This is a genomic window from Chitinophaga sancti, from assembly GCF_034424315.1.
GTDB lineage: Bacteria > Bacteroidota > Bacteroidia > Chitinophagales > Chitinophagaceae > Chitinophaga > Chitinophaga sancti.
The window spans coordinates 2,213,568-2,237,585 of sequence record NZ_CP139972.1 but is presented as its reverse complement, the minus strand read 5'-3'; the positions used below and the strand labels follow the sequence as shown (position 1 = coordinate 2,237,585).

The window sequence follows — 24,018 nt, the reverse complement described above, 5'->3', positions numbered from 1 at the left end:
TTGGGGCTGTCTCATTAATAAAAAAATGAGATAGCCCTTTCCTATTGACTACGTTTTATCGCTATTATTATACGGGTAAGTATCATTATACTCTTTACAAATGATCCGGCTAAATTTATCATAGGTACGAAGTTTATTCAAAAAATAGAAGCACATTTTCATTGACTTGGGTTTATTTATTAGAACTCATTTCATAATTACCCTTCAATAATTGACTATCAATTACCGCCTTTCTGCGAAATATGCCCGCATCGCAGCTGGATCAGATCGAGATTATGGCCAATCCCCCGGCAAAATATGATGAGGAGGGTAACGGGGTGATTAATATTAAAAGAAAGAAGCTGAAGACCGGAGGATTTAATGGTAACCTTACCCTTACGGCTTTACAGGGAAGATACCCTGGTACCACGCAGAACCTCAATTTTAATTATAGCAACAAGCATATCAATTTTTATGGTAATGCCGGTTACAGTTACCGGAAGAGTTTTGAAGATTATTATATTATCCGTAACTTTCGGGATACGGATGGAAAGGAAATCACAAGTATTTATGACCAGCATACTGACACCAAAACGACTGGACAAAGTGTTATAGCAAAAGTAGGATTAGATTATTACGCCAGTGCTAAAACTACCATAGGGGTAGCAGTTGGTGGGTTTCATAATCCCTCAGAATCATTTAATACCAATAATACACTATTGAAAACCGGTGAAGGCGTTACCACCACCAGGGTAGACGCACCAGCTACCTCAAAGGGTAAATGGGAAAATATGGAAGCGAATGTTAGCCTGAAACATGTGTTCGGTGCATATAAGCATGAAATGCTGATTAATGCTGATTATTTATCATATAATAGTACCAGCAAGCAGCGATTTGACAATCATTATTATAAACCCGACCGTACTGAGGCGGCACCCCCTAGTTTATTCCTGGCCGATCTGCCGGGGAAAATTAATATCTATAGCCTGAAAGCGGATTATACTCATCCGTTTTCTGAAAATACATCCCTGGAAGCAGGGATGAAAACGTCTTATGTAAATACTGACAACAATGCACAGTATTACGATGGTGTAAATAATAAATGGATAAAGAATGAGTTCCTGAGTAACCATTTTCTATATAAAGAAAATATTAATGCCGCCTATTTGAATCTCCGGCATAAGCTCAGCCAATGGGAGTTTCAGGTAGGACTTCGTGCAGAGCAAACCTGGCTGAAGGTAGAACAAAAGGATAACGGGCAAACATTTTCCCGCACCTACCTGCAGCTTTTCCCCACTGCTTTCTTGGCCTATGATGTGGATAAGGAAAGTAAAAAGTCTTTGTCCTACGGCCGCAGGATAGAAAGGCCAGATTATCGTAGTATGAACCCGTTCCGTTTTTACCTGGATCAGTACACCTACGATGAAGGAAATCCTTACCTGAAACCACAGTACAGCAATAACGTAGAACTGAGCTACAGTATATGGGAAGGTGCATTAACTACTACATTGCTATACAATAGAACAACAGATATTGTACAGGAAGTAATACAGCAGAACGCTGCCACAAATGAAACCTATCAGCGCCCTGAAAATCTGAACACCCGCAAGGTGTTAGGCGCAAATATAAATGCGCAGATACCGATAGGCGATAACATGAGCACCGTTATGTATACAGACTATAATCATTATGATTATTCTGGTTCCATCAACAATGAACCCTTTCAGTTGAAAGCTGGTCAGCTTATGCAGCAGGTGAAGGTGAAAAATGGTTGGGCCTTTCAGTTTATGGGTACCTTGTCGTCGCGGAGCATTGACGGTACTTTCCTGGTAAAGCCCATTGGTACGCTGCATGCCGGCGTACAAAAAGATATCCTGGGTAAACAGGGAACCATCCGCCTGAGTGAGTCCGATATATTCGGGTGGAACAGGTATAATGCCACGAGCTGTTATCAGAACATCGACATCAACATGAGGGGGCAATGGCAATCCCAGGTATTAAAGCTGGCATTTACTTACCGCTTTAATAAGAGTGATAAGAAAGATGTGGCTGATAAACGTGAAATCGGCGCAGCAGCAGAACAGCAAAGAGTTAAAACGGAGAAAAAATAAGATAATTTGAAATCCTAATATTTTTATCATGACTAAAACATTGAAATTTTCAGGGTCTGTTTTGTTAATGTTACTGAGCTGCTTTTCTATTTTGAAAGCGCAAACCGGGAAACGATCTTCTGCTAAGGAAGATTTAGTGCTCATGCTGAGTGGAGAAGAAAAGCATGGTAAGATCACTGAAATACAGCCTAACGCCATTAAGTTTATTCATACCGGTGAAACACTTGTGTATGAACTGAAAAAGGCAGATATCAATAAAATTACCTTTGCCAGTGGAAGAGTGGAAGTCGTGAACATGCCTGCCGGCAACGGGGCTAAGGAACCTGCTGAAACCGGCCGACCTATTGAAGCTGGTTTAGTGGCTATTCTGCCGTTTAAATATATTTCCGTTAACGAACCTCTGCAGCAGGTGATTGAAAAAGGAGAGAAACTGCAGAACGATACTTATTTGTACCTTAGCAAGCGAAACGGACAATATAAGTTTCAGGAGCCCAATACCACCAACGCACTGTTATACAGAAAAGGTATTGATGGCAACACTATTAAGGGATATACTTACGATGAACTTTGCCGGGTGTTGGGTGCCGAATTCGTATTGCAGGGAACTTTATCGCGCAGCGTAAAGGAAAGTGTTAACTCTTCCAGCAGCAGTACCACCAAGTATGATAATAATAAAAAGGAAAACAATAACACCAATAACACTACCGTGGAAAACCAATATGAGAATGAGGTAACAGTAGGTATATTCAATAAGGAGAACGAGAAAATATTTACAAACAGGCGCACTGCCTTTTTTAATAATGAAGGGTCGTATCATGATGCATTGTTCTATATGCTGAAGAGAAGCCCGGTCTATAATAAATAACTACATTAAACGGTCATGCCTGCTTTCTAACAGGCATGACCCTTTTTTTTAGCCTTTGTAATGGCTGTATTTTCCACGTTCGATGCAATTCCAGATTATGCATGAACCCCGGTGAGAAGGGGATGACTGTGATGAGCCCAAAAATTGAGTTTTATTATTCACCTCAAAAAACCATATTATGGCCAAACTATTTATTTTCATGCCGTTCAACAAAGCACAGTTACTGTAGCAGCAAGACCTCCCTCCACAAGCGATCGACTTTTATAACACCTTCCAAACTGTCACCAATAAAAGAATTGGAGATAATATTGGCGCTGAAATAAGTAGCGTGGAGGTAGTATATGCAAACTCCGCATTTACAGTCACCAACAAGGAGTATATTATTGTTTTTGCTCATGGAGGCGAGGACTCCAATGATTTATCGTCCAATATCCCCCAGGTATTTGTTTCTGAAAAGGTAGTTATGAACAGATTGTCGCAAAAAAAGCATATAATGCCTAAAAGATACTTTTTATGTGTTGTTACAGTGCTTTGAATGATCATATTGCCCAAGCCTGGAAAAACGATTATCGCGGTCATGCAGTTTATGGAGGCGATTCTGCTATATCCAATCTGTTCTTAGCCTAAAAGACAGGCAGATCTCCGCAAATATTTCTCAGACCCTTATTTGTTGCACATAACTATCATAGAAATATAGACATGATTTTAATTCAAACAGTAGATCGTCTCTCCACTGTCCTTGTAATGCAGCCTTAATTTCTTCTTTACTTTTCTTAATTCTACCATCGGCCAATTAGGCAAGAAACTTAGGATCTCTATTCAATCAGGGAAAAGCTTAAAAAGTTGAAGTTAGGAAGTGAGTACGGGGAAGAGTTGGAAAATGATTGTATTTTTCTTGAACAAGCATTTAGAAATACTGAAGAGGGAAAATGGAAAACTGTTATTAGAATAACACCTTAATTTTATTATAATCTCGATATGTCAATCTGAATCATGTAAATTGTCTTTTATTTATATGCCGTTCTGGCTTTAGCATCACGTAGTATATTACCCTTGGGAACTGCATCGAAGTTCTCAATAAAGAATTTTGATTTCTCGAAAGCTAATTTTGCGGAATTTTTAGATGATGCAATTAGAACTGCAAACCAGCCGTTGACCGTGATAGCTGATTTAGGAGGAGGTAGAATTTTTCATCATTTTATAGATGTGGCAGCAGTTGCTGGTCTAACAGGTGTAAGTGCGGAGCAGTTAGGCGCTCTTAAAGCGGGTGGGAGTTTAATAGTCAGAGAATTAAAGTTGGGAACAGGGGGTACGGACTTTTGGACAACAACAGGGAATGCTGGATATATATTAATGACTTAGAGATTTCCCTTACGGAAGGCCAGCTGGGGACGATTGGTGTGTTTAAGTCTTTAGGAAAGCAGCAATATTTAATCAGTTTGTCTGAAGGTAGGGGGTAAGAGTTAAAGGCAATAATCCTAATAGAGGTATTTATTCAATTCCTGCAAACACAAAATTAAAGGGAGTATATAAAATTTAAAAGCATTACTAATATGGAAAGAAGCGAGATAGTTAAGAAGTTAGAAAGTGACAATATTGACGAGATTATTTCGGCTATTGATTTTATAGTGAATGAATTGTTGTGTCTTAGCTCCAGATCATTTATGATATTAAGAAAAAATAGCGAATTTAGACCATTTATAGCGGAACGATTTTATAGAATAATTCATGAAAATAAAAGACAACTGGAGCGAGGGTATCTAGAAAACGAAGAAGATAGCGATTTACGCTTTTGGTTAAGTTCACTATTAGCGATATATGATAGAAATGATGATTTTATTCTTGATATTTACAGGCATGTGGCCAATAACGAAGATGATAAAGAATTGTTGGGATTGAACATACTAATCGAAAAGGGTATTGCTAATGTTGAGATGATTATATTGGAGAAATTGAGGAGAATTGTTTTTAGTATTGAAAATTTTGATAGAATAAATTTCTATTTAGAGAAGTTGAGGGTTTTAAGAGTAGCCGTTCCTGACGATGTCGTTGAGAAAGTGAACTTCTATAATCGGCACATTGACTTTGAGTGGCAGAGGTTTTCCTATTGAGGATCCATTGTTTGATATTCGTATAATCAATACTTCGGTAAGTTTTCCAAAGCGAAGCAGTGGAAAATAGATGTAGATAAATAGAAAGCATTTTTGCTGGTACCAAAATGAAAAATGGCAATGAGGAAGTATGTCTGCGCGTCCATAAGCAAACATCTATACCAATGTTATAAAACAAAGGGAAGTGTTTTTTATCTACTCCAAAATCTTTTGGGGTCTTATACAGTTCTATACAATCATCCTGTAGTGCTTACTATCAGTAAGGATCAGATGTTAGATGGTAAGTTAGTTATCGTTACATTTGAGCAAAAAAAGTACGGAGAATGGTAGTACTAAAAAACAATAGCATGAAAAAATTTATATGTACCTGCATTTTTATATTCTCTTTCGTGAGCTTGCTAAGTGCCCAAAAAAATATTTCATATAAATTCACAGTTGAGAACAAAATAATTCTTGATAGTACAACGGGATTATATGAAGGAGAAAACTTAGAATTCCGTTACCGGAGAATTTATTTGGCTGATAGTATCTTCAAAGAAGAGAAACTGTTTGGGAAATCAAACGATAATACAGATGTTTTTAAAGTTAGTAATGGATGTTGGTATGTTAAGGTCAATGGGAAATGGGTTCTGTTTTATTCCATAAAAGAAAAAGTAGTTCCCAGAATTAAAATAGAAGGATATTGGTTTTATTTTAAGCCTATTGATAGACAAATGTTTCGAGGGGGAAAATGTATGGTTTATGAAGCCTGTCCTGTTAATTATAATGCTGGTGAGACTTTACGATATTGGTTTAGTGTAACGGCGGGTATCGTAAAAATTGAGACGAGTGAAGTTTCTTTAATAAGAGAAAAAGTTTTATAGGTGCCTAATCGATCATATTTTTCTGGAAGAAATCTTTAAACCTGGACCTGGTGAGCCGCCGCATTTCTCATACATCTCTCGAACGCATTATTATCCTGCATAAGGTTTCCTGTATGGGCATAAAGATTTAATTTCTTCCACCTCTTAATACTATGAGCAAACGCTTGCACAATAAGGGATTCCGGTCTAAGTTGCCGGTATGTGCAAAGCAGTAGAAGACTGTGATAATCTCTAATGGCAACTCGCCGTACACTGTGTAACCATCAGCCTTTAGATGGCTTTTAAAAGCCTTTAAAATATTCAGTCGTCTTTCACCTCCACGACCAGGTTGGTAATCATAATAAATCATTTGACCATCACCTGTCAGGAAGGTCCGAAAGAAGCCTTTTTGAGTTTCTTTTTGCATAGCTCTATACGGCACAGCAATGCAGGTCTCGTCAGTATGCCAGTAGTATATATTTATACATTTCCTTCAGATGTATAGTGCGAACGGGATCACAGAAAAGTATTAAGCCGCTTCGATCGTTTGATGGAAGCGGTTTTTTGTTTGTAGTAGCGGAAAGATGAAGCTTTTACAGGGAGGGCTGGAATAATTTATGGAATCCCCCGGTAATTTCATCTTTAAAATAAAAATGAAGATATACTACGTTCCTGGTCTCCTTAGTTTATTGCTGTTACCGGTTTTGTTTATCGGATTTTTAAAATGGAGTGGCAAAGGGAAAGTATACTATGTAATGCCTTTGATAAGTGTGAATAAAGAATATGCCAAAAAACACCCCTTTCTTTTTCCTGAAGGTTATCCTCCTAAAAGAAAATACGAGGATATAAATATAACGGGGGTCGCGGCGTTAGATGAGATTAAACTAACCTATTCGCAGATCAGGGTACGTGAGATGCTGCAACAAAACAATGCCAGCCAGGGTATTCATTATCATTTCGGCGATAGTGCAACCTATGGGAGCTTCATCAAAGCATTGAATATATTACATATAGAAATGGCGGAGCAGTACCTGGTGGATGAAAATGATATCTGGTTTTTGAATGTTCCCCGTGACAACACTCCGTATAAGGGAATTGATTGTATGTTAGTTTGGTGTGTGGCTGAGGTACCGCCCCGGGAAACTTATTGGGAGAAGCTGTTGATTAAAATGAGTGAAATATGGGATAGCAGCTGGTGGTTGATTATTGGTTTTTCTCTGTATTTAATAGCAATATGGCTTATAAGAAGAACCCCCTCAATTAAATGATTCCCTGAATGCCAATGGAGACATCCCTGTCTTCGCTTTAAAGATCCTGCTAAAAGACTGCGGATGCTCAAAGCCCAGTTCATAAGCAATCTCACTAACCGTCATGTTCGTTGTAGAAATCCGTTCCTTCGCCACTGCAATTAATTTATCCTGAATATGCTGTTGGGTATTCCGGCCTGTTGCTACCATGAGCAGTGCACTCAGGTAATTCCTGGAAAGATGCAGCTGGTCTGCAATCTGCTGTACCGTAGGTATACCATCACTCATTAAACGCTCACTGCTAAACGCTTTATTCAGCAAGTCATCTAGTCGCTCCAGCACCTGGTGGTTGGCAATATTTCTTGTTAGAAACTGCCTGTTATAAAAGCGGTCGGCGTAGTTCAGCAAAGCTTCCAGGTGGTTAATAATAATCTGCTGACTAAATTTATCCATATTGGCCTGGTACTCCTGTTGAATATTTTGCAGGATGCCTATGATGATCGCTTCTTCTTTATCGGACAAGAACAGTGCTTCGTTGACAGCATAGTCAAAATATTCATATTGCTTAATCCCTTTTGCCAGTTGGGTATTCCAAAGAAAATCGGGGTGGATCAATAACATCCAGCCCCTCACTTCATTGCCATCACCAGCTGCATCCTGACCCATTCCGAACACCTGTCCGGGAGACATAAAGTAAAGCACCCCTTCATCGAAATCATATCTATGCTGGCCATATCTGAGATTCAGGTTAAAATTCCGCTTAAGCGCAATCACATAAAAATCAAATACCATCGACCTGGATACTTCCAGGAATTCATCATTGACAGCTGTTAGTTCCAATACGCTGATTGAAGGATGCATCGGTGGCGGAAACTTTCTGAGCCGATGCAGTTCGCTAATAGAATGGACGCGAAATGGTGATGCATTTTTCATATACTAAAGCTACGACATTTAATGTCCTTGTAATGTACCGAGTGCCGCTGCCATGTTGCTTTGTACCCAGTGCTCCGCATATTTACCGTTTTCTAAACGGATGATCTCGATGGCCTCAAAACTAATCGGTTGGCCACTGGCAGGTACCCCAAAAAGATGGCTGGTATGCATGCCACTGATTAGTTTGTGTGTCATGACCAGGTCGTTTTCCGCAGCCTGGTGTAGTACGGTGACTTTTATCCCTGATAAACCGGCATGCAGGGCATCCAGGAAGTGATGAAAACTTTCTTTGCCATTTGGCTTGCCTGGCTGGGCTGCATGGTTGATTACCCTGTCAGATACCAGTTCATCCATTAATGCAGCGTTGTTTTGTTCGATACAGGCCTGATCAAACCGGGCGATAATAGCTTTGTTTTTTTCAATATCCATGATTTGCGTTTTTGTACCACAAAGGTCAGGCAGAGAGGATAGAAGGATGTAACCGGATGTAAGGAGTTTGTAACCACATGTATGATAGTATTGGATCTTTTTTATATATTGACCCTGGGTATAATGATTCAATTGTAAAACCCTGGTCATTCAAATAAACATTTATGTCAGAACTCAGATCCTTATTCGTTAAACTCAACATTAAAAAGGAAAACCTCGATCGTTTTTTAGCCGCAGCACTAACTGCCCCCGTGGTAGATGAAGACTGGACTGCATGGTGGGATAGCCGGAAGATGTATTCCAAATCTTCCTTAGAGGAAATACCCACCGCATTGCAACAAACCAATGGCGCTGTATTTGAATCCTGCGTCAACTTCAAAGATTCATTCAGTCAGGCGAAACTGGAAAATGGCGTATTTTATTTTATCAGCGGCTTTTTTAGCGAGAACTTTCATGAGATTCTCCCTATGCTGGCTGTCCTGAAAAGTGCCGCATTATATATGGAACCAGGAGAAGAAGGTATCGCCATTATTTACGATTATTTCTGGGGAGACGGGGATGTGTTGGCACACCTGGATATCAAAGCAGGACACGCCGAATTGAAACATACAACTGATACTACTCAGATTGATAAAATGGTATTGGCTGAATCTGATGAAATGATTCAGGATGTAATTGATACAATATCTTCAGCATATGATGATTGATAAACTCATACTTGCCTGCACTTTGTTATTGACAGATTTTACTGCCACTATCAAAGACTATGATTTAACGAAATTATGGCGGGCAGATACTATTCAGGCAGAAGGAGACGGCGATATCATTCCCTTTCCTGAACCACTGGGCTATATAGGGGATAATTACCAGCGCTTTTGCATTCATTATACCAGCGTAACAAAAAGCAAAGAAAACCCGTATCAATATATCGTCTGCGGCAAAACGAAAGTAAAAGAAAATATCTGCAGCTTTACAGGAACGATTACTGTCAGGAAAGCAACGATTGAAAGGTCGCGGGAAATTCCAGCATATAAGGTAGGCATTGTCACCTGCGATGTATTGTTCCACGAAGACAGTACACATGCCGGTAGCGGTGTAATTAAAGGTCAGCTCTTAAGCGGTTTTACGGTGGATAAGAAAGGGAAGCTCCAGTATGATGCCTTGATGCTGATAGCCGATGGCTTTGAAAATAACCAGTGTAAAGCTACCTGGACAAGTTATAAAACCGGCAAAAGCAAAAAATGTAACTGGGGGGATTATAGAATGCCGGATAGCGGAGACCTGGATATCGGGGCAGGAGAAGTATATATCAATGATAAGTATAAAAAGAATGGTTGGGAAGAATTTATGAATATAGCCGGTGAGTTTAAGGAAACCCAGTGGTGGAAGTAATGTTGTTAAAGCGAAAGGCTGATTATTGTTCTTTCTAAACCTGCTTCGTCCTTTCAAGGTGCTGATACCCCCATTTCCTCATATCATGTACGATAAGAAATATACTCTCACCATATTCAGTCAGGTAATACTCTACCCGCGGTGGCACCTCTGCAAATACCTTTCTTTCAATGATCCCATCTGCTTCCAGTTCGTCCAATTGTTTGGCGATCATCCTTTCACTGATGGTTGGCAAGGTCCGTTTCATCTCACTGAATCGGTTACATTGTTTTTTGATCAGTACAATTAAGGTGGTTTTACATTTCCCTTTTATCACCTTCAGAAAAACATCAGAAGGACATACAAATTCAATTTCCTGCATTTTCAAAATTTATGTCGTTCATAATCAATATAACTGTACTTTATTTCAGTAACTGAATGGATTGTAACTTATTGTTTTACAAATGAATGTTCGTCAAATTTACAAAAAATACAAGTATGGAAGATAGATTTAAAGCTTTGTTGGTACAGGAATCAGCGGGCGCTTATACAGCAACAGTAACCGATGTCGCTATTGCAGATTTACCTGCGGGAGAAATAACGATCAAGGTGGCTTATTCTTCAGTTAATTATAAAGATGCCTTATCAGCTTCGGGGAATAAGGGTGTAACTAAAAAGTTCCCGCATGTACCAGGCATTGATGCTGCGGGTACGGTAGTGTCATCCGGTGTTGAAGCTTTTAAACCCGGCGACCAGGTGATTGTAACCGGCAATGATCTGGGCATGAATACATGGGGTGGGTTTGGTGAATACATTCGTGTACCGGCGGCCTGGGTTGTAGCCCTGCCTGATGGCCTGAGTTTATTTGAGGCCATGTGCCTGGGTACGGCTGGTCTTACAGCTGGCCTCTCAGTACAGCAAATTGTGGCTGCCGGTATAAAAAGTGGTAAGGTCGCGGTTAGTGGTGCCAGCGGGGGAGTAGGAAGTATAGCAGTGGCAATCCTTTCAAGACAGGGTTATGATGTGCTGGCTATTTCAGGCAAACAGGACGATACCTTCTTCTATAATATAATCGGCGCAGGTAGTATCATGTCAAGGGAAGATTTCCTGGCTGCTTATAATAGGGTCTGCTGATATAGTAATAAAACATTGTTAATCAATATGATGTGGCTTGTTTTTTGCTGTAGAAGTGTTTGTATATTGAAAGATTCATCTTCAAAATCATGCAGCAATGATACGTTACACTCCTGCAAAACAGTTAACCTTAGAAGGATTTTCAACTCCTTTTTCGCAGCAATTATCCACTACAAACCGATGGGTTATACTAGCTGCAAAGATTCCGTGGGACAAACTGGCGGACGTGTATTATAAAAAAATGCGGGCAGATTTCGGTGCTCCAACATTGAGTGCCCGGATGGTAATAGGTGCAGTGATCATCAAACATATACTTAACATAGATGATCGGGAGGTAGTAGAGCAGATCACGGAAAATATATATCTGCAATATTTTGTAGGCTTAAGCAGTTTTCAACAGGAGGCTCCCTTTGATGCATCATTGATGGTCAGTATTAGAAAAAGATTAGGCATAGATGTGATGTCCAGATTGAATGAGATTATTTTGCAGGAAGCCGGACTAATCAAAGCGAATGAAGAGAAAACAGCGGATACCCGCAGTGAGGATGATCAGGATGGGAATGGTGGAAAGAGTAATAACAATGTCTTGAATGAGCATACAGAGAGCGTAAAAGGAAAGTCATCTGATGGGCTATCAGGAACAGTCATGTTAGATGCGACAGTGTCAGAGCAACAGATCGAATATCCAACAGATATCAAATTATTAAATGAGGGTCGCCGTCAATTGGAAAGGATGATAGAGCGGGGATGTCAGGTAGCAGAACTGGTGATGCCGCGCATGTATCGGAGAATAGCGAGGAAGCAATATTTGAACATTGCCAAAAAAAAGAACAAAAGCAAACGAGATATACGCAGAGGTATCCGACAGCAATTACAATATGTTAAACGAGATTTAAAGTACATCAACTGGCTGATAGAATCAGAAGCTAATTTCAAGGGGGTGCTGAAAATGAAAGACTGGAGGTTAATACGGGTGATCCAGGAAATGTATCGTCAGCAGGCAGAGATGTATAAGAATAGAGAGCATAAAATATCGGATCGGATTGTAAGTATCTATCAACCGCATGTACGTCCAATACCGAGAGGTAAAGACCGTGTATCAACTGAGTTTGGCAGCAAACAACTGGTGATGTTGAAAGATGGCTACACCCATATAGAAAAACTGAGCTGGGATAATTACAATGAAGGTTCATTGTTGACCGAAAGCCTTGAAACATATAAACGCTTGTTTGGGTGCTATCCAGAGCGTGTATTGGGAGATCAGTTGTTCGGCACACGTGAAAACAGACGATTCATGAGTGGAAAAGGGATCCGTTATGTGGGCAAGCCATTGGGTCGGCCCTCATCAAATAGTAAGGAGCAAAAGCGATTATTGCAAAAGGAGATGCCGGAACGAAATGCGATCGAAGGGAAGTTTGGACAGGGGAAAAATGCATATGGACTGGGCAAAATCAAGGCCCGCCTCAAGGATACAGCTGAGAGTTGGGTGATGTCTATATACTTTGTTATGAATCTGCTTAAACTGGCAGCAGGTTCTTTGTTGTCAGTACTGCAGATCTATTACTGGCTGGTAAAGGAGGGCTATTTGACCACAATGGGGAATAGATCCGATACACAATTTATATCCCGGTATCTGAGACATTAAGAAGGGTAAATCGATTCGGTGTAAAAATGAAAAATAACAGATCGGGAACTTATTCAGCAGACCCTATAATAGCAAAGCCCTGGCACCTGCTGTATTTGCCGCAGGGGTAGATACGGTTGGAGGGGATATTCTTTCAGGCATGATCAAATCAACGGCTTACAATGGAGTTGTGACCTGTTGTGGAAATGTGGCTGCGGTAGAGTTAAATACCAGCATATTCCCTTTTATTTTGAGGGGCGTGAAACTGGCAGGTATTGACTCCGTCCTTCCTGCCACCGGGGTGAAAGAAGGAATCTGGAAATTGTTGGCGGGAGATTGGAAACCCCTGCATCTGAAGGAAATGGTGAAGATTATCGGGTTAGATGAATTACCGCAGGCATTGCAAACAATCCAGGCAGGGAGGGCAAAAGGGCGGTTTGTAGTAAAGCATGCATGATTTATCACCAGCCAACCAGGTTTCATCACATTTGTAGTTACACGGAGATTTTATCTTCTACATTTGAATTATGAAATTACTCCTGTTACTATTAACCCTGGTTAGCTGGCCCCCCACAGCCACTTTGCAGACCGACAGCCTGTACGATAAACTGCTTCGCATCAGAAGAGAATTGCATGCAAACCCAGAACTGGCAGGAAATGAAATACATACCCAGGCCTACCTCGTACAACACTTACAGGATCTTGGGCTTGAAGTGAAAACAGACATTTATGGGCATGGTGTAATTGGTATAATACGAGGAGCTAAGCCTGGCCGGAAGATTGCCTGGAGAGCAGAAATGGATGCCCTGCCGAATGATTTTCCTGATGAATTACCTTCACTGGTTAAAGGCGTGCAGCATGGCTGCGGACACGATGTGCATATGGCTATTGCACTGGGGATAGCAGAAGTGCTTGCTAAAAATAAAGCTTCCCTGGCTGGTACGGTCTATTTCATTTTTCAGCCGGAAGAGGAAACCTTTAGGGGCGCAAAAGGGATGATCGACCAGGGATTATTTAACAATATCAAACCTGATGAAATCTATGCATTGCACGTGACAGCATTACCAGTTGGGGAAATCCTCGTAAAGCCCAATGAGATGTTTGCCTATCAGAAGAGGTTAAGGATTAAAGTGAAAGGAGCGCTTTCCCCGGAAGTAAGTTCGAAAATTTATACATCATTATCCCGTGCACAACCTAATAGCCGGCCCTGGGATATACAGCTGGTGAATGACCCTGTTGTTGGCCTGATGACACCTAATACTATTTTTAAGGACTACCTGGTAATGGACAGGAACTTTAATACCTATGCCATCAAAGACACCTTATTTTTAGAAGCATATTTATACGAAACGAATAAATCGAATCTTCAAAAGATCATTCCCCGCATAAAAAGTATCGTGGGAGATCAGCTGCTTTCAGTGTCTTTTATACAGGAAAACCCGACGGTTGTAAATGATGTCAGGCTGACGGATAATGCGCTCCGTACTTTAAAAAATATCCATATTGACTATGGGCAGGTGCCTTATTTTAATGATGATTTTGCTTATTTCCAGCAAAAGGTACCAGGCGTTTATTTTCTCTTAGGTGGTTCTACTGCGGCATTGAATCACGCGCCAGGCTTTAAGGTGGACGAGAAATGTATGCGTATTGGGGTGGATAGTTTTTCTTCTTTAATCATGCAGCGATTAAAATGAACCTGTGTTAAGCAGGTTCATTTTGTATGGGAAATTAGAGATATTATTTGCGCCGCAGACAGGGAACTTCAATTGATGGGAACGAGCGCTCATTTATTAAAAATAGTAAAACTTATTTGGTGGGAATAAATATTTTCCTATCTTCGCGCTCCGTTTGACAGAAAACGTGGTCCGATTCCGTAGCTCAGTTGGTAGAGCAATACACTTTTAATGTATGGGTCTTGGGTTCGAGTCCCAACGGGATCACATAAAAGAGAAAGCTTCAAGTTCAAAGACTTGAAGCTTTCTCTTTTAGTAGCTTTAGTCACTGTCAACCATTAGCGAGGTTTGAGTTTCACCGGGTTTTTAAGTGAATCACCTGCAAACATCCTATTTATTGATTAAGTAGCTATTTTTGAATAAGGTGAAGGTGTTGGGGTAAGCTTCACCTATTTGCATTATTATTGTTCAAATGTCGTCTGTTATAAGCGTTTCAAAAAATCAACAATCAATTCTGTAAGCATTTCAGTTGTTCTTGTTACACTCAGTGACCCGCTTATTTTGTATATTAAAAAATGGATTCCCTGCTTCAATCATTTAAACAATATAGCTCATTTACGCTTGCTTGATCTCGAAAGATTTTAATTCAGATTTAAGCATCTAATAAAATAAGTTCGTGAATTGTGCAAATGGGATCACAAAAGAGGGTAATTATAAATAACATGCTCCGTTTTATTCACGCGGCCTATTTTTTATATGGTTTATTATTTTAGCCATGATATCAGCATCATGGAGAATGTCAAACTTGCGTGCGTATAATGCAGCATGAGTAATAAGGAAATCAAAATCGCTGATATCAAAAACTTTAGGGAATTCCGGTCCGGATGCCCAATCTATACAACGAAGGTTATTATTATATCCACGTGATGCAAATCTTGAATTCATTATAATTGTATGAAAGAAGAGTTCGTCAGGAATAAGGCATCGTTTGAAAAATTCATATACTTCCGCGTTATTATTTACAAAATCCATGACAAACTCCGCACATCTTCTTGAAATTGTCCACCATTGAGATCCTCCGTAAAACTGCCGGACATACCGCGGCATCTCTCTTTTTAGCCCCATATCCTTCTGACATTTAACTAGTCTTGTAGATTCTTTTATACCTAATTCATCCACAAACCAATAATGTTCAAGTCTATTCTTTCCGCCATCTCCACTCCATTGGTCGTAGTTAGGAATTTTGAAATTCTCCAAATAATATTCTCCTGAATTGCTAATTAGATATTTATCGATATAGTTATTATCTTTTATAGGCAAGTCCATTCCACTCAATAAAGCGAAATAATCAAAATCTATTTTTTTATGTTTTAAGGCCCCTTTAATTAAATGTAAGGATGCTTCTATCATAGAGAATCCTCCCCATTTAACATCTATTGCGTTCTTAATTATCTTATATTTCCCCGAAGTAACCTTATTGGCTACCAGGTCTTTAACCCTGTTGTTCGCTATTTTGGCGTCGAGATGAATAAAGCAAAAGTTATCAGTATCAGTTGTCAGCAGGTCTATTAAAGTTGATAACTGTGAAATATTCCTATGGGCTAAGATCAGATATGCAATTCTCATTTTTTCTTTTTTGTTGGCAAATCCTAAGGAAATTATAAAACCACTTATAACAGAGAAGAATGTTTTGCTTTAACAGGATGATATAGTTTATTTTTCAGCGGACCTGCGTTCCTCCTTACAGGTCGAAATCTCATTGTACCCTTTTTTAACGCACCTATTTCGTTCTCACTTGTATAAAACTTATTCTCAGAACCAGGCAATACAAATCGGCCATTTCCTCCAAAATCCAGCAGCTTCAAGTTACCAAGGGAAATTATAGTGGGCAGAAGTACTTCGTGATGCCCTATCCATTTCATATCAAGTACATCACTCAGGAGTTCCAGCGCCTTTCTTGATACACGGTAAATAGGATTAAACGATCTGATCCTGCTTTCAAATGGTATAAAATATCTCGAATGTTTCAATGTATCCCACCAATACCAATAGGGTTCTTCCTCAAAAAACCTGACATGTGAAGTAACTAAGTCGTATTCTTCTAATTTAGAAAAATACTGGAAAAAGAATAACCAGTCTCCTGTAAAGCGAACATCATCTTCAATAATCCAGTAATAGTCATAGGAAGAATACTTTTTATAAAAATCCAGTAAAGGGAAGTGATTACTTCCAGGTAAAAGCTTGTTGAACAAAGGAACATACCCGAGGTTATATAGAATATCATCGGTGAAAATGTGGCTATTCACTTCCGAGAGAAACCCCGGTATTTCATTGCCCGGTTGATGATGATATAACATAAACGCATCGTCTGAAATATCAACGCCATCAGCAATTTCTTTGAAAAGAGATTGCGTTGATAAACATAAATTATTAGTAAGCAATAAAACCACTTGCCTTATACTCATTTTTTACGGATTTTAACAGCACTCAAGTACGTTCCTGTTCTTCTATTTAGTCTTATGAATAAAGCATAAACACATCTTCCCAATCTATCTTTTTATTAGACTCAAATTCAAGTAATGCAAGCCCGATCCCTATGGCTCCGGAAAACCCAATATTCGGGAACCCTATATTGCTGGAAAAATGCCCTGGTTGCCTGCTAAGTGAAAATAAAGACAGCGCATCATACAAACGATGCAGTAAGGTATTATACTCATACAATTCCTTATACAAAGGCCTTATGTTTAACAGAAGCTTCATGCACTTAATGGCTGCGTATGGCTTCTTAATTGTTTCCGATTTAATAATATCCAGATTAATATTCTTAATATAACCTGATAAATCGGGAACATCTTCAGATAGCATCTTATTACCGGCGAATCTCAGAAGAGAGTTATATATACCTAATGTCAATGCCATATCTTCCAAAAGATTAAAATAGCTGATATCTCCCCTGATAAGAGAATTGAAGGACGTCAATACTTTTGGAACAACACTTGAAAAAATACTTTCCTGTTTGACCCGATAAATTTTTTCAGGATACAGCTTATTCATATAGAAGAAAATCCTTTGTAACTCTTCGAGATGCGCCACTGTAATATTGTGCTTGTCTTTCAGTGTCAAACGGTAATCAATTTCTTCAACCACATATGCAAGACTCTCAGCAATTTTGTGCTTGTTTATATTACATGCTGTATTTCTCAACCGGTCTGTGAGGTAACTGGCCTTACTTAGCAAACCGCCATGAACAAGGTTGTTACTGAATTTTGTCTGAACATCATTGCATATCAATAAATCAATATCCGCAAGGTTATTATCAAGGTTAATATTGATCATATCTTTATCAACCAGATGCGAGAAAATCCAGGCGTTACCCGAAACAATACTTTCATTAACACCCTTCTTTGTCTTTAGCAGAATCCGGAATGTATCTACAAGTAGTTCACGGGTGTATTGTTCATACTTGTCAGTAGCTAATACATCAGAAAGATAGTAAAAGAATAAAATCGCAGCACTGGGCGTACGTACGAAGTCACTATTGAAGCGATACTTCTGACTGGCGAATCTATCGGCTATATACTGTGACATTTCACATCTCACACTATTAGTTCCCAGATTTTCATTGATAGATGAAATTATCATTTCCATAATAAGATATGTTCTTTAAGTTCCTGTTTGGTCATTCCTATTATACTTAGCTGAATTTTCATAAGTTCGGCATATTCCTCATCTGAAGTATATTCAGAATTTTCAAAAACTTCGTGCTGCAAATGGTAAAGATGACCAGCATCTATCCACTTTGCTTTGTATCCCATAATTTCCAAACGCCTTACTCTTTCAATGTCTTCCGGCCCCCATTTATAAAATGATTCATTCTCCTTTCCACATTCAATAAAAGTAGCTTTATCTATCATCACGCATCCCCCGCAGGCCTTTTCCCTGGCAATAAAAGATTCTTCGGTTTCCAGTATTTTAACATCTAATTGTTTTCTGAACAGGTTTACCTGAGTTTTAGAACGACACATTTTGAAACAACCATCAAACGGCAGCGAAATTTTTGCTTCGCCATTTCTGATGGCATTCGCAGCCTGCAATAGTTGATCCGGATTAATAATAACATCTACATCATGCAATACTATAATTGGTGTTTTAACTTTTTCAACCATATAGTTATTGTACCTTGTCCTATGAAACCACCTATTTGTATCATATATAAATGAATATTCCACATTTGGAGGTAGCTTTTTTGAATCAATTCTTTGTTCTTTATCGGCTTCAGTAAGTATTATATTAGTTTTAAAGTGTTTGAATAAATAACTGGTGGTAGTGATTACATTTAATAACCTGTCTCCCGAATCTATTCTCACAGGAATCAGAAATGTGACATCACATAAATCGATCTTTTTTGATTCTTTATAATTCTCTATTTCCTTTACATACATATATGTACACTTATCCTTTCTTACATAATCCAGGGAAACATTAAAAGGAAACGTACTTATATAATCACCTTTAAAAAAATACTCCCATGCCTCGTGCTTATCTAAACCTGCATTATGAAAGATCTTCACCTCATGCCACTTTTTAAGCTCATCTTTCGGCCAGCAGAAATCCAGCTCTTTTGAAACCTTCACTTTAAATCCTGCATCAAATGCATTCCAGAGAACGGCCCACATATCTGAACACCATTCTATTACGCTATCATAATCATCTTTACTTTTAAGCGTTTGCTCAGCAAAAAGCTGCACATACCTGTCTTTATTCTTTTTCAGATGCAGGTAAAGTTTGAGGCTATCATACTCTATTTTATCCCAATATTCATATGTAAGCCCCTTCATTAAATATTGTGCTCCCCCTGAATGAATGGAATTTTGTTCAACCAAATGAACAGGGATTTTTAAAACAAAACACATTTCTTCCAGTACAATCTTACCGGCCTTTTTTATAGCATCGGCACTGGTATAGGTAAGCGTATCAGAAACATACCAATAGTCATCATTTGTCATGGCAGAAAAATCCGGCATCTCTCTGAATATAATATCCGCATCGTGATAAAATATACACTGGTTATTGAGATCCGGGTGTTGAAGAAAATGCTTCTTAATTATATGCGGCCTGATAGTTGGTTCATAAGTCTTATTAATCCGGGTATCCTCATAAAAATAGAAGCAGGCGGAATCAGACAGGGGGGGAGATGGCCTGGTATATAAGGGATTTGGCCCTCTGGATGGATCATATCCAATTAGTATATGGATATCTTCTCTGGCAACTGAAAGTCTTTTTAAATTAAAAAGTAAGATCTCCAATTGCCACCTCAGATATACCGAATCCGGCTGAGCACACATAAATATCATAGTGGTCTTTTTATGCTGTTTTTAACTATTCCATTATATATATTTGTAAGCAAAGTTTCACTGTCTGCCTCGACGACTATTTGCCCTGCATTTTCTTCCCCAATATTAAAAAAGCGTACATATAGGTATACCTTGCCTTTTACTGTTTTGAACGAAACAATATTGCATGTAACAGTGTCATCCGGGGCCCCTATGACAGATAGTCTGGCCTTCAGAGGAAGTTTCTCTTTTAAAAATATATCATGGGGCAAATCCGTTGATAACATAATTATAGAATCAGGGTTTACACGTTGATTTTCCACACTATAAGTACCTGAATAACGTTTCTGGATTTTAATCAAATCTGATAAATAAAGAAAGAGCCCGATGACAGTCACCAAAACAAGATTTCCCCAGACAATGATTTTCCCTGGCGGACGATTAAGGACCGACTGCACTTCCATACTGCGTTGCTCGTATATATCCTTTACTGGCATTATTCTCCTAATTCAAGTTGATTTCTTATTAGTTTGAAATAAACTCCTTTCATTCGAATCAACTCCCTGTGATTTCCCCTTTCCACTATTTCTCCATTGTCCAAGACAATGATCTGATCTGCATTCTTTACAGTACTAAGCCTATGTGCGATAATTACTACCGTTTTATCTTCAAAGAACACATCGAGTTTCTCCATAATTTCCTTTTCATTATTTGCATCCAGACTACTAGTGGCTTCGTCGAGAAAAATATATGCAGGGTTTTTATAAACAGCCCTGGCTATAAAGATCCTTTGCTTTTGCCCTCCACTGACCCCTACACCATTATTTCCTATTTTTGTAGTATAACCCAAAGGTTTTCCTTTAATAAACTCCTCTATATTAGCGGTGTGTACAGCCATCCTCATTCTTTCATGATCGATATCATCTCTTCCCAATGCAATATTCCTGGCAATCGTGTCCGAAAATATATATCCTTCTTGCATGATAGTACCACACCGGTTTCTCCATTCAGCTGGTTCAATGTTTTTTAACTCCACATTGCCCACATAAATTTTTCCATTCGAGGGTGTGTAGTATCCCAATAATAATTTCATAAGTGTGGTCTTTCCACTGCCACTGGCGCCCACTATTGCGGTAATACTGCCCTGACGGATTATCAGGTTAATGTTTTTCAATATCATAGGCGATTTGGGGCCTTCATACTGAAAGGAAACATTCGCTACTTCAATATCCTGCTGTGAATAATCAGTTTCCCTGGCGCTATTCTCTCCACCATTATCAATATTTTCTGCAACTTCATTTTTTTGCGCGTGGATCTCATTCATACGATTAATACTTAAAGAGGCATCCTGCGCAGACTTTATAAAGGCAACAAGCTGCTCAATCGGACCGTTAGTCTGGCCAATTATATATGAGATGCTCAACAACATACCAAGTGATAATTCTCCCTGTATAACTGCTCCTGCAGCAATAAATGTGATAATGATATTTTTTATCTGCGTGAGGAATACATATCCGAATTTCTGATATTGTTCAATAGTCAGACTTTTCATATTCAGTTTGAAAGACTTTATCTGAAGATGCTCCCATTCCCATCTTTTAGATCTTTCTGCACCATATAACTTAATTTCCTGCATTCCGTATATTAACTCCGTAAGCTTATCCTGGTTATCTTTGTTCAGTCGGAAACGCTTATAATCTATATTCTTACGTTTCTTCTGAAAAATAAAGATCCAACCCAGTGCAAGTAGTGTAAAGCCCCAGAAAATAATTATTATGGAAGTGCTATAAAACATTAGCACAACAGAATAGACAACAATATTTATTATTGACAGGACGGTGTTAAGGGTTACCCCTGTTAAAAAATCCTCGATCCTGTGATGGTCGTTAAGTCTTTGGGAAATATCTCCGACCGTTTTTGTATCAAAATATTTTATCGGCAGGTTTAATAACTTAATCAAAAAATCAGAAATAATATTAAGACTGATCCGGATATTAATATGAAGCATTAACCAGCTTTGTACCATCTGGATGGCAAACATGCCAAAAAAAAGAAAAAGTTGCGAGAAAAGTATTAAATATACATATTTGATATTCTTATCACCCACCCCATGATCAATAAGCGCTTGTGTCAAAAAAGGGAACATTAATGAAATACCACTGGATGCAAGCATGCCAACCAGGAACTGAAATATATACCTGTAATGAGGTTTTAAATATCTGTAAATGTAATCGGATGCACTCTTCCGGCTTTTATTCTCATCGTTCCTTTTATAAAACTCGGGAGTAGTATCCAACAATAAAGCCACTCCTTCATTATGAGCTGTAGTCAGCCACCGGCGACAAAACTCTTCTTTGTCAACCGTCAACATTCCATGTGCTGGATCGCCTATTTTGAAAGATTTGACCTTCCCATTGAGTGACTTTCTTACAGAATAAAGAACAACAAAATGGTTCTGATTCCAATGTAATATACAGGGTAGGGGACAGTCTTTTATTAAGGCATTAATGGTCAGCTTTGCTCTGAGCGATTTAAAGCCGATTTTTTCTGCAGCATAACTTAAGTTTAATAAACTGACACCTTCTCTGCCTATAAACGAAATTTCCCTTAAGAAATCCAGCGGATATTCTTTACCATAATGGCTGGCTATCATTTTCAAACAAGTAGAACCACAATCCATTGCGTCATACTGCCGATAAAAAGCCGTTCTTTTTTTGCTTATAAACAAAGGGGAAAATTTATTAGATTACTTTTTTACTCCTGAGATATTGTAATACGAGGCGATCCTGCATATTAAACTTAAAGGAAGGACAAGCTGGTGTTCCGCTTAACCAATGTATAGGGCAGCTACCCCCACACACTGGTAATAAATTGCATTTCATACAGGTAGAATCATCGCTGTTCTTTACATCATTATTCCAGTTCCTCATTGGGGTCTTACTTACATCTTCTTCAAACGGTACATTCAGATGTCCAATTTCAAACTTCGTCTGGTTATACAATGGGGTATAGGGTACCTCCCAGCATGTAGAAACAGTTCCATACGCATCATATACCTCAGAATGTTTCTTCACCGCACTACAAACAATCTTTGTCCTTTCCGGCAATATTTCTACGTCAAACCCAAGTTGTAGAAGTTTCATCATCCAGTCAATCTCTGCAACTGAAAAATTGTCTTTTACCACACCCTTGCTATTTTCAATACCATTATCACCCCAGTTATGAATAGGAACAAGGTAAAAACTAATTTTCTTTTGCAATTTATGCTCTGCCAGCAGATCAATAAATTCATTAAGTCCATCAACGTTATTTGTATCCACATTGCATCTTATCACAATATTTGCATCCAGCTCCTTAAATCCGGGTGCATTCACAATAGCAAGAATATTATTGAAGATGATAGAAAATGTTGGTCCTTTTTCCTTCTTCGTATACCTGTTCAAATCATGATAAGCTGCAATCCCGTCCAACGTTATCTGAAAGGTTTTAATCTGGTATTTCTGAATAAGATTTAAGAAAATGTTGTGTTTTAAACTCAATCCGTTTGTCACCATGCTTGCTGTATAACTGATATTATATTCTTTGCAGACAAGTAACAGCGCTTCACTCATTTCATAAACATGATTGACTGCCATTAGAGGTTCGGCCCCATACCATGTTACATTTAACTGTTTACATCCGGATGCTTCAATCTTTAACCGTATTCTGTTAACTACCTTCTCCTGCAGATTTTTATCCATATACTTACTGGTATGCTGCTGTCCGCAATAATGACAACCGAGCTGACAGGAAGCTCCTGGCTGAATTACAATATCCAGCGTTTCATTTCCTTCAATAGCAGCATTATTCGCCGATATTACATAATCCAATTCATCCTGTTCCTTTGGCACAACGGCCTGGATCTTAATCAACTCATCTAAAACCTGTTCAGGAATTTCTCCAAACCTTTCCTCATTGAATTCCTGATAATGATCTTCACGTATCAACAAAAGCGAACTTGTCCTGGTCGAGAAGATCAGCCTTTCGGAGTAATCATTATCAAATTTCAGAGAATTAGAAGACACCAGGTAAAATGATTTTTTATAATCAGTAACCATATAAAAAAATATGAAGATTAGTCGTAAGATCAGGCAGCATGACGCTACCTGATCAATTGGATTAATTCTTAATTTTTGAACATCCTTTCAGCTTTGAACATCCATCGTCATCTAAGGATAGTTCATCATATCCGCCTTTAATAAGGTGGGACGAATAATCGTCTAAAGAGTTAATTTCATTCTTTTCTTCCTGGATTACCTTATCAAGCAGATCCTGCAAATTTTTGTTTTTCATGTTACAAAGAAATTGGATTGGAAACAATTCGACT

25 protein-coding genes and 1 tRNA gene are annotated in these 24,018 nt (G+C 38.7%); 13 read left to right on the top strand and 13 right to left on the bottom strand.

Going from position 1 to position 24,018, the window contains the following annotated elements:
* Nucleotides 1–242 precede the first annotated feature (242 nt).
* From U0033_RS08570 to U0033_RS08550, 5 genes are all read left to right on the top strand, one after another.
* Nucleotides 243–2,090: an outer membrane beta-barrel family protein gene (locus U0033_RS08570; protein ID WP_072364647.1), complete on the top strand. Its 1,848-nt coding sequence runs from the start codon at nucleotides 243–245 to the stop codon at nucleotides 2,088–2,090.
* Between the two features lie 28 nt (nucleotides 2,091–2,118).
* Nucleotides 2,119–2,955: a hypothetical protein gene (locus U0033_RS08565; RefSeq protein ID WP_143150902.1), complete on the top strand. Its 837-nt coding sequence runs from the start codon at nucleotides 2,119–2,121 to the stop codon at nucleotides 2,953–2,955.
* A gap of 1,053 nt (nucleotides 2,956–4,008) precedes the next feature.
* Entirely contained in the window at nucleotides 4,009–4,317 is a 309-nt protein-coding gene (locus tag U0033_RS08560; protein WP_072364644.1) for a hypothetical protein, read from the top strand.
* Between the two features lie 191 nt (nucleotides 4,318–4,508).
* Nucleotides 4,509–5,066 (top strand): hypothetical protein, encoded by a 558-nt coding sequence (locus U0033_RS08555; protein WP_072364643.1) that lies wholly within the window; start codon nucleotides 4,509–4,511, stop codon nucleotides 5,064–5,066.
* A 347-nt stretch (nucleotides 5,067–5,413) separates the two neighbouring features.
* On the top strand, nucleotides 5,414–5,929 hold the full coding sequence (locus U0033_RS08550) for a hypothetical protein (RefSeq protein WP_143150901.1): 516 nt from the start codon (nucleotides 5,414–5,416) through the stop codon (nucleotides 5,927–5,929).
* Nucleotides 5,930–5,964: 35 nt separating this feature from the next.
* Here U0033_RS08550 and U0033_RS33265 read toward each other — a convergent pair whose 3' ends face one another.
* Both U0033_RS33265 and U0033_RS33260 read right to left on the bottom strand, forming a co-directional pair.
* Nucleotides 5,965–6,099: a hypothetical protein gene (locus U0033_RS33265; protein ID WP_407654239.1), complete on the bottom strand. Its 135-nt coding sequence runs from the start codon at nucleotides 6,097–6,099 to the stop codon at nucleotides 5,965–5,967.
* Nucleotides 6,057–6,335: an IS66 family transposase gene (locus tag U0033_RS33260; RefSeq protein WP_083571798.1), complete on the bottom strand. Its 279-nt coding sequence runs from the start codon at nucleotides 6,333–6,335 to the stop codon at nucleotides 6,057–6,059. The genes U0033_RS33265 and U0033_RS33260 overlap by 43 nt, the downstream gene beginning before the upstream one ends.
* Nucleotides 6,336–6,561: 226 nt before the next feature.
* On the opposite strand from U0033_RS33260, the gene U0033_RS08545 reads away from it, so the two are divergent.
* The gene (locus U0033_RS08545) at nucleotides 6,562–7,176 is read left to right on the top strand and encodes a hypothetical protein (protein WP_143150900.1); all 615 of its coding nucleotides are present in this window, start codon (nucleotides 6,562–6,564) and stop codon (nucleotides 7,174–7,176) included.
* Here the strand turns inward: U0033_RS08545 and U0033_RS08540 are convergent.
* Nucleotides 7,165–8,016, bottom strand: a complete 852-nt coding sequence (locus U0033_RS08540; protein WP_317043314.1) for a helix-turn-helix domain-containing protein — start codon at nucleotides 8,014–8,016, stop codon at nucleotides 7,165–7,167. The genes U0033_RS08545 and U0033_RS08540 overlap by 12 nt on opposite strands.
* A gap of 90 nt (nucleotides 8,017–8,106) precedes the next feature.
* Nucleotides 8,107–8,517 carry an ester cyclase gene (locus U0033_RS08535; protein ID WP_072364631.1) on the bottom strand — a complete coding sequence of 137 codons (411 nt, stop codon included), beginning with the start codon at nucleotides 8,515–8,517 and terminating at the stop codon, nucleotides 8,107–8,109.
* A gap of 164 nt (nucleotides 8,518–8,681) precedes the next feature.
* Here U0033_RS08535 and U0033_RS08530 point away from each other — a divergent pair, with 164 nt between their 5' ends.
* Nucleotides 8,682–9,224 (top strand): hypothetical protein, encoded by a 543-nt coding sequence (locus U0033_RS08530; protein ID WP_072364630.1) that lies wholly within the window; start codon nucleotides 8,682–8,684, stop codon nucleotides 9,222–9,224.
* On the top strand, nucleotides 9,214–9,909 hold the full coding sequence (locus U0033_RS08525; RefSeq protein ID WP_072364628.1) for a hypothetical protein: 696 nt from the start codon (nucleotides 9,214–9,216) through the stop codon (nucleotides 9,907–9,909). The genes U0033_RS08530 and U0033_RS08525 overlap by 11 nt, the downstream gene beginning before the upstream one ends.
* 34 nt (nucleotides 9,910–9,943) lie before the next feature.
* On the opposite strand, the gene U0033_RS08520 is transcribed toward U0033_RS08525, so the two are convergent.
* Nucleotides 9,944–10,270 carry a winged helix-turn-helix transcriptional regulator gene (locus tag U0033_RS08520; protein WP_072364626.1) on the bottom strand — a complete coding sequence of 109 codons (327 nt, stop codon included), beginning with the start codon at nucleotides 10,268–10,270 and terminating at the stop codon, nucleotides 9,944–9,946.
* A 116-nt stretch (nucleotides 10,271–10,386) separates the two neighbouring features.
* Here U0033_RS08520 and U0033_RS08515 point away from each other — a divergent pair, with 116 nt between their 5' ends.
* The 5 genes from U0033_RS08515 to U0033_RS08495 all read left to right on the top strand — a co-directional run bounded on the left by U0033_RS08515 (nucleotide 10,387) and on the right by U0033_RS08495 (nucleotide 14,586).
* Nucleotides 10,387–11,022: an alcohol dehydrogenase catalytic domain-containing protein gene (locus tag U0033_RS08515; RefSeq protein WP_083571816.1), complete on the top strand. Its 636-nt coding sequence runs from the start codon at nucleotides 10,387–10,389 to the stop codon at nucleotides 11,020–11,022.
* A gap of 97 nt (nucleotides 11,023–11,119) precedes the next feature.
* On the top strand, nucleotides 11,120–12,667 hold the full coding sequence (locus tag U0033_RS08510; RefSeq protein ID WP_322518427.1) for an IS5 family transposase: 1,548 nt from the start codon (nucleotides 11,120–11,122) through the stop codon (nucleotides 12,665–12,667).
* 139 nt (nucleotides 12,668–12,806) lie between these two features.
* Nucleotides 12,807–13,103 (top strand): MDR/zinc-dependent alcohol dehydrogenase-like family protein, encoded by a 297-nt coding sequence (locus U0033_RS08505; RefSeq protein WP_072365300.1) that lies wholly within the window; start codon nucleotides 12,807–12,809, stop codon nucleotides 13,101–13,103.
* Between the two features lie 70 nt (nucleotides 13,104–13,173).
* On the top strand, nucleotides 13,174–14,340 hold the full coding sequence (locus U0033_RS08500) for a M20 metallopeptidase family protein (RefSeq protein ID WP_072365298.1): 1,167 nt from the start codon (nucleotides 13,174–13,176) through the stop codon (nucleotides 14,338–14,340).
* Nucleotides 14,341–14,513: 173 nt separating this feature from the next.
* A tRNA-Lys gene (locus tag U0033_RS08495) sits at nucleotides 14,514–14,586 on the top strand.
* A gap of 465 nt (nucleotides 14,587–15,051) precedes the next feature.
* Here U0033_RS08495 and U0033_RS08490 read toward each other — a convergent pair.
* The 8 genes from U0033_RS08490 to U0033_RS08455 all read right to left on the bottom strand — a co-directional run bounded on the left by U0033_RS08490 (nucleotide 15,052) and on the right by U0033_RS08455 (nucleotide 23,984).
* Complete coding sequence (locus tag U0033_RS08490) at nucleotides 15,052–15,945, bottom strand: beta-1,6-N-acetylglucosaminyltransferase (protein WP_072365296.1); 894 nt, start codon at nucleotides 15,943–15,945, stop codon at nucleotides 15,052–15,054.
* Nucleotides 15,946–15,989: 44 nt separating this feature from the next.
* Nucleotides 15,990–16,784 carry a hypothetical protein gene (locus tag U0033_RS08485; protein ID WP_143150937.1) on the bottom strand — a complete coding sequence of 265 codons (795 nt, stop codon included), beginning with the start codon at nucleotides 16,782–16,784 and terminating at the stop codon, nucleotides 15,990–15,992.
* A gap of 52 nt (nucleotides 16,785–16,836) precedes the next feature.
* A complete protein-coding gene (locus U0033_RS08480) occupies nucleotides 16,837–17,967 on the bottom strand; it encodes a glycoside hydrolase family protein (RefSeq protein ID WP_143150936.1) in 1,131 nt (376 codons plus the stop codon).
* Nucleotides 17,958–19,625, bottom strand: a complete 1,668-nt coding sequence (locus tag U0033_RS08475; protein ID WP_177318727.1) for a galactosyltransferase-related protein — start codon at nucleotides 19,623–19,625, stop codon at nucleotides 17,958–17,960. The genes U0033_RS08480 and U0033_RS08475 overlap by 10 nt, the downstream gene beginning before the upstream one ends.
* Before the next feature lie 44 nt (nucleotides 19,626–19,669).
* A complete protein-coding gene (locus U0033_RS08470; protein ID WP_072365288.1) occupies nucleotides 19,670–20,149 on the bottom strand; it encodes a hypothetical protein in 480 nt (159 codons plus the stop codon).
* Complete coding sequence (locus U0033_RS08465) at nucleotides 20,149–22,380, bottom strand: peptidase domain-containing ABC transporter (protein WP_218164111.1); 2,232 nt, start codon at nucleotides 22,378–22,380, stop codon at nucleotides 20,149–20,151. The genes U0033_RS08470 and U0033_RS08465 overlap by 1 nt, the downstream gene beginning before the upstream one ends.
* Nucleotides 22,381–22,393: 13 nt before the next feature.
* Entirely contained in the window at nucleotides 22,394–23,749 is a 1,356-nt protein-coding gene (locus U0033_RS08460; protein ID WP_072365284.1) for a radical SAM/SPASM domain-containing protein, read from the bottom strand.
* 61 nt (nucleotides 23,750–23,810) lie between these two features.
* Nucleotides 23,811–23,984, bottom strand: a complete 174-nt coding sequence (locus U0033_RS08455) for a hypothetical protein (protein ID WP_177318726.1) — start codon at nucleotides 23,982–23,984, stop codon at nucleotides 23,811–23,813.
* Nucleotides 23,985–24,018: the final 34 nt, after the last annotated feature.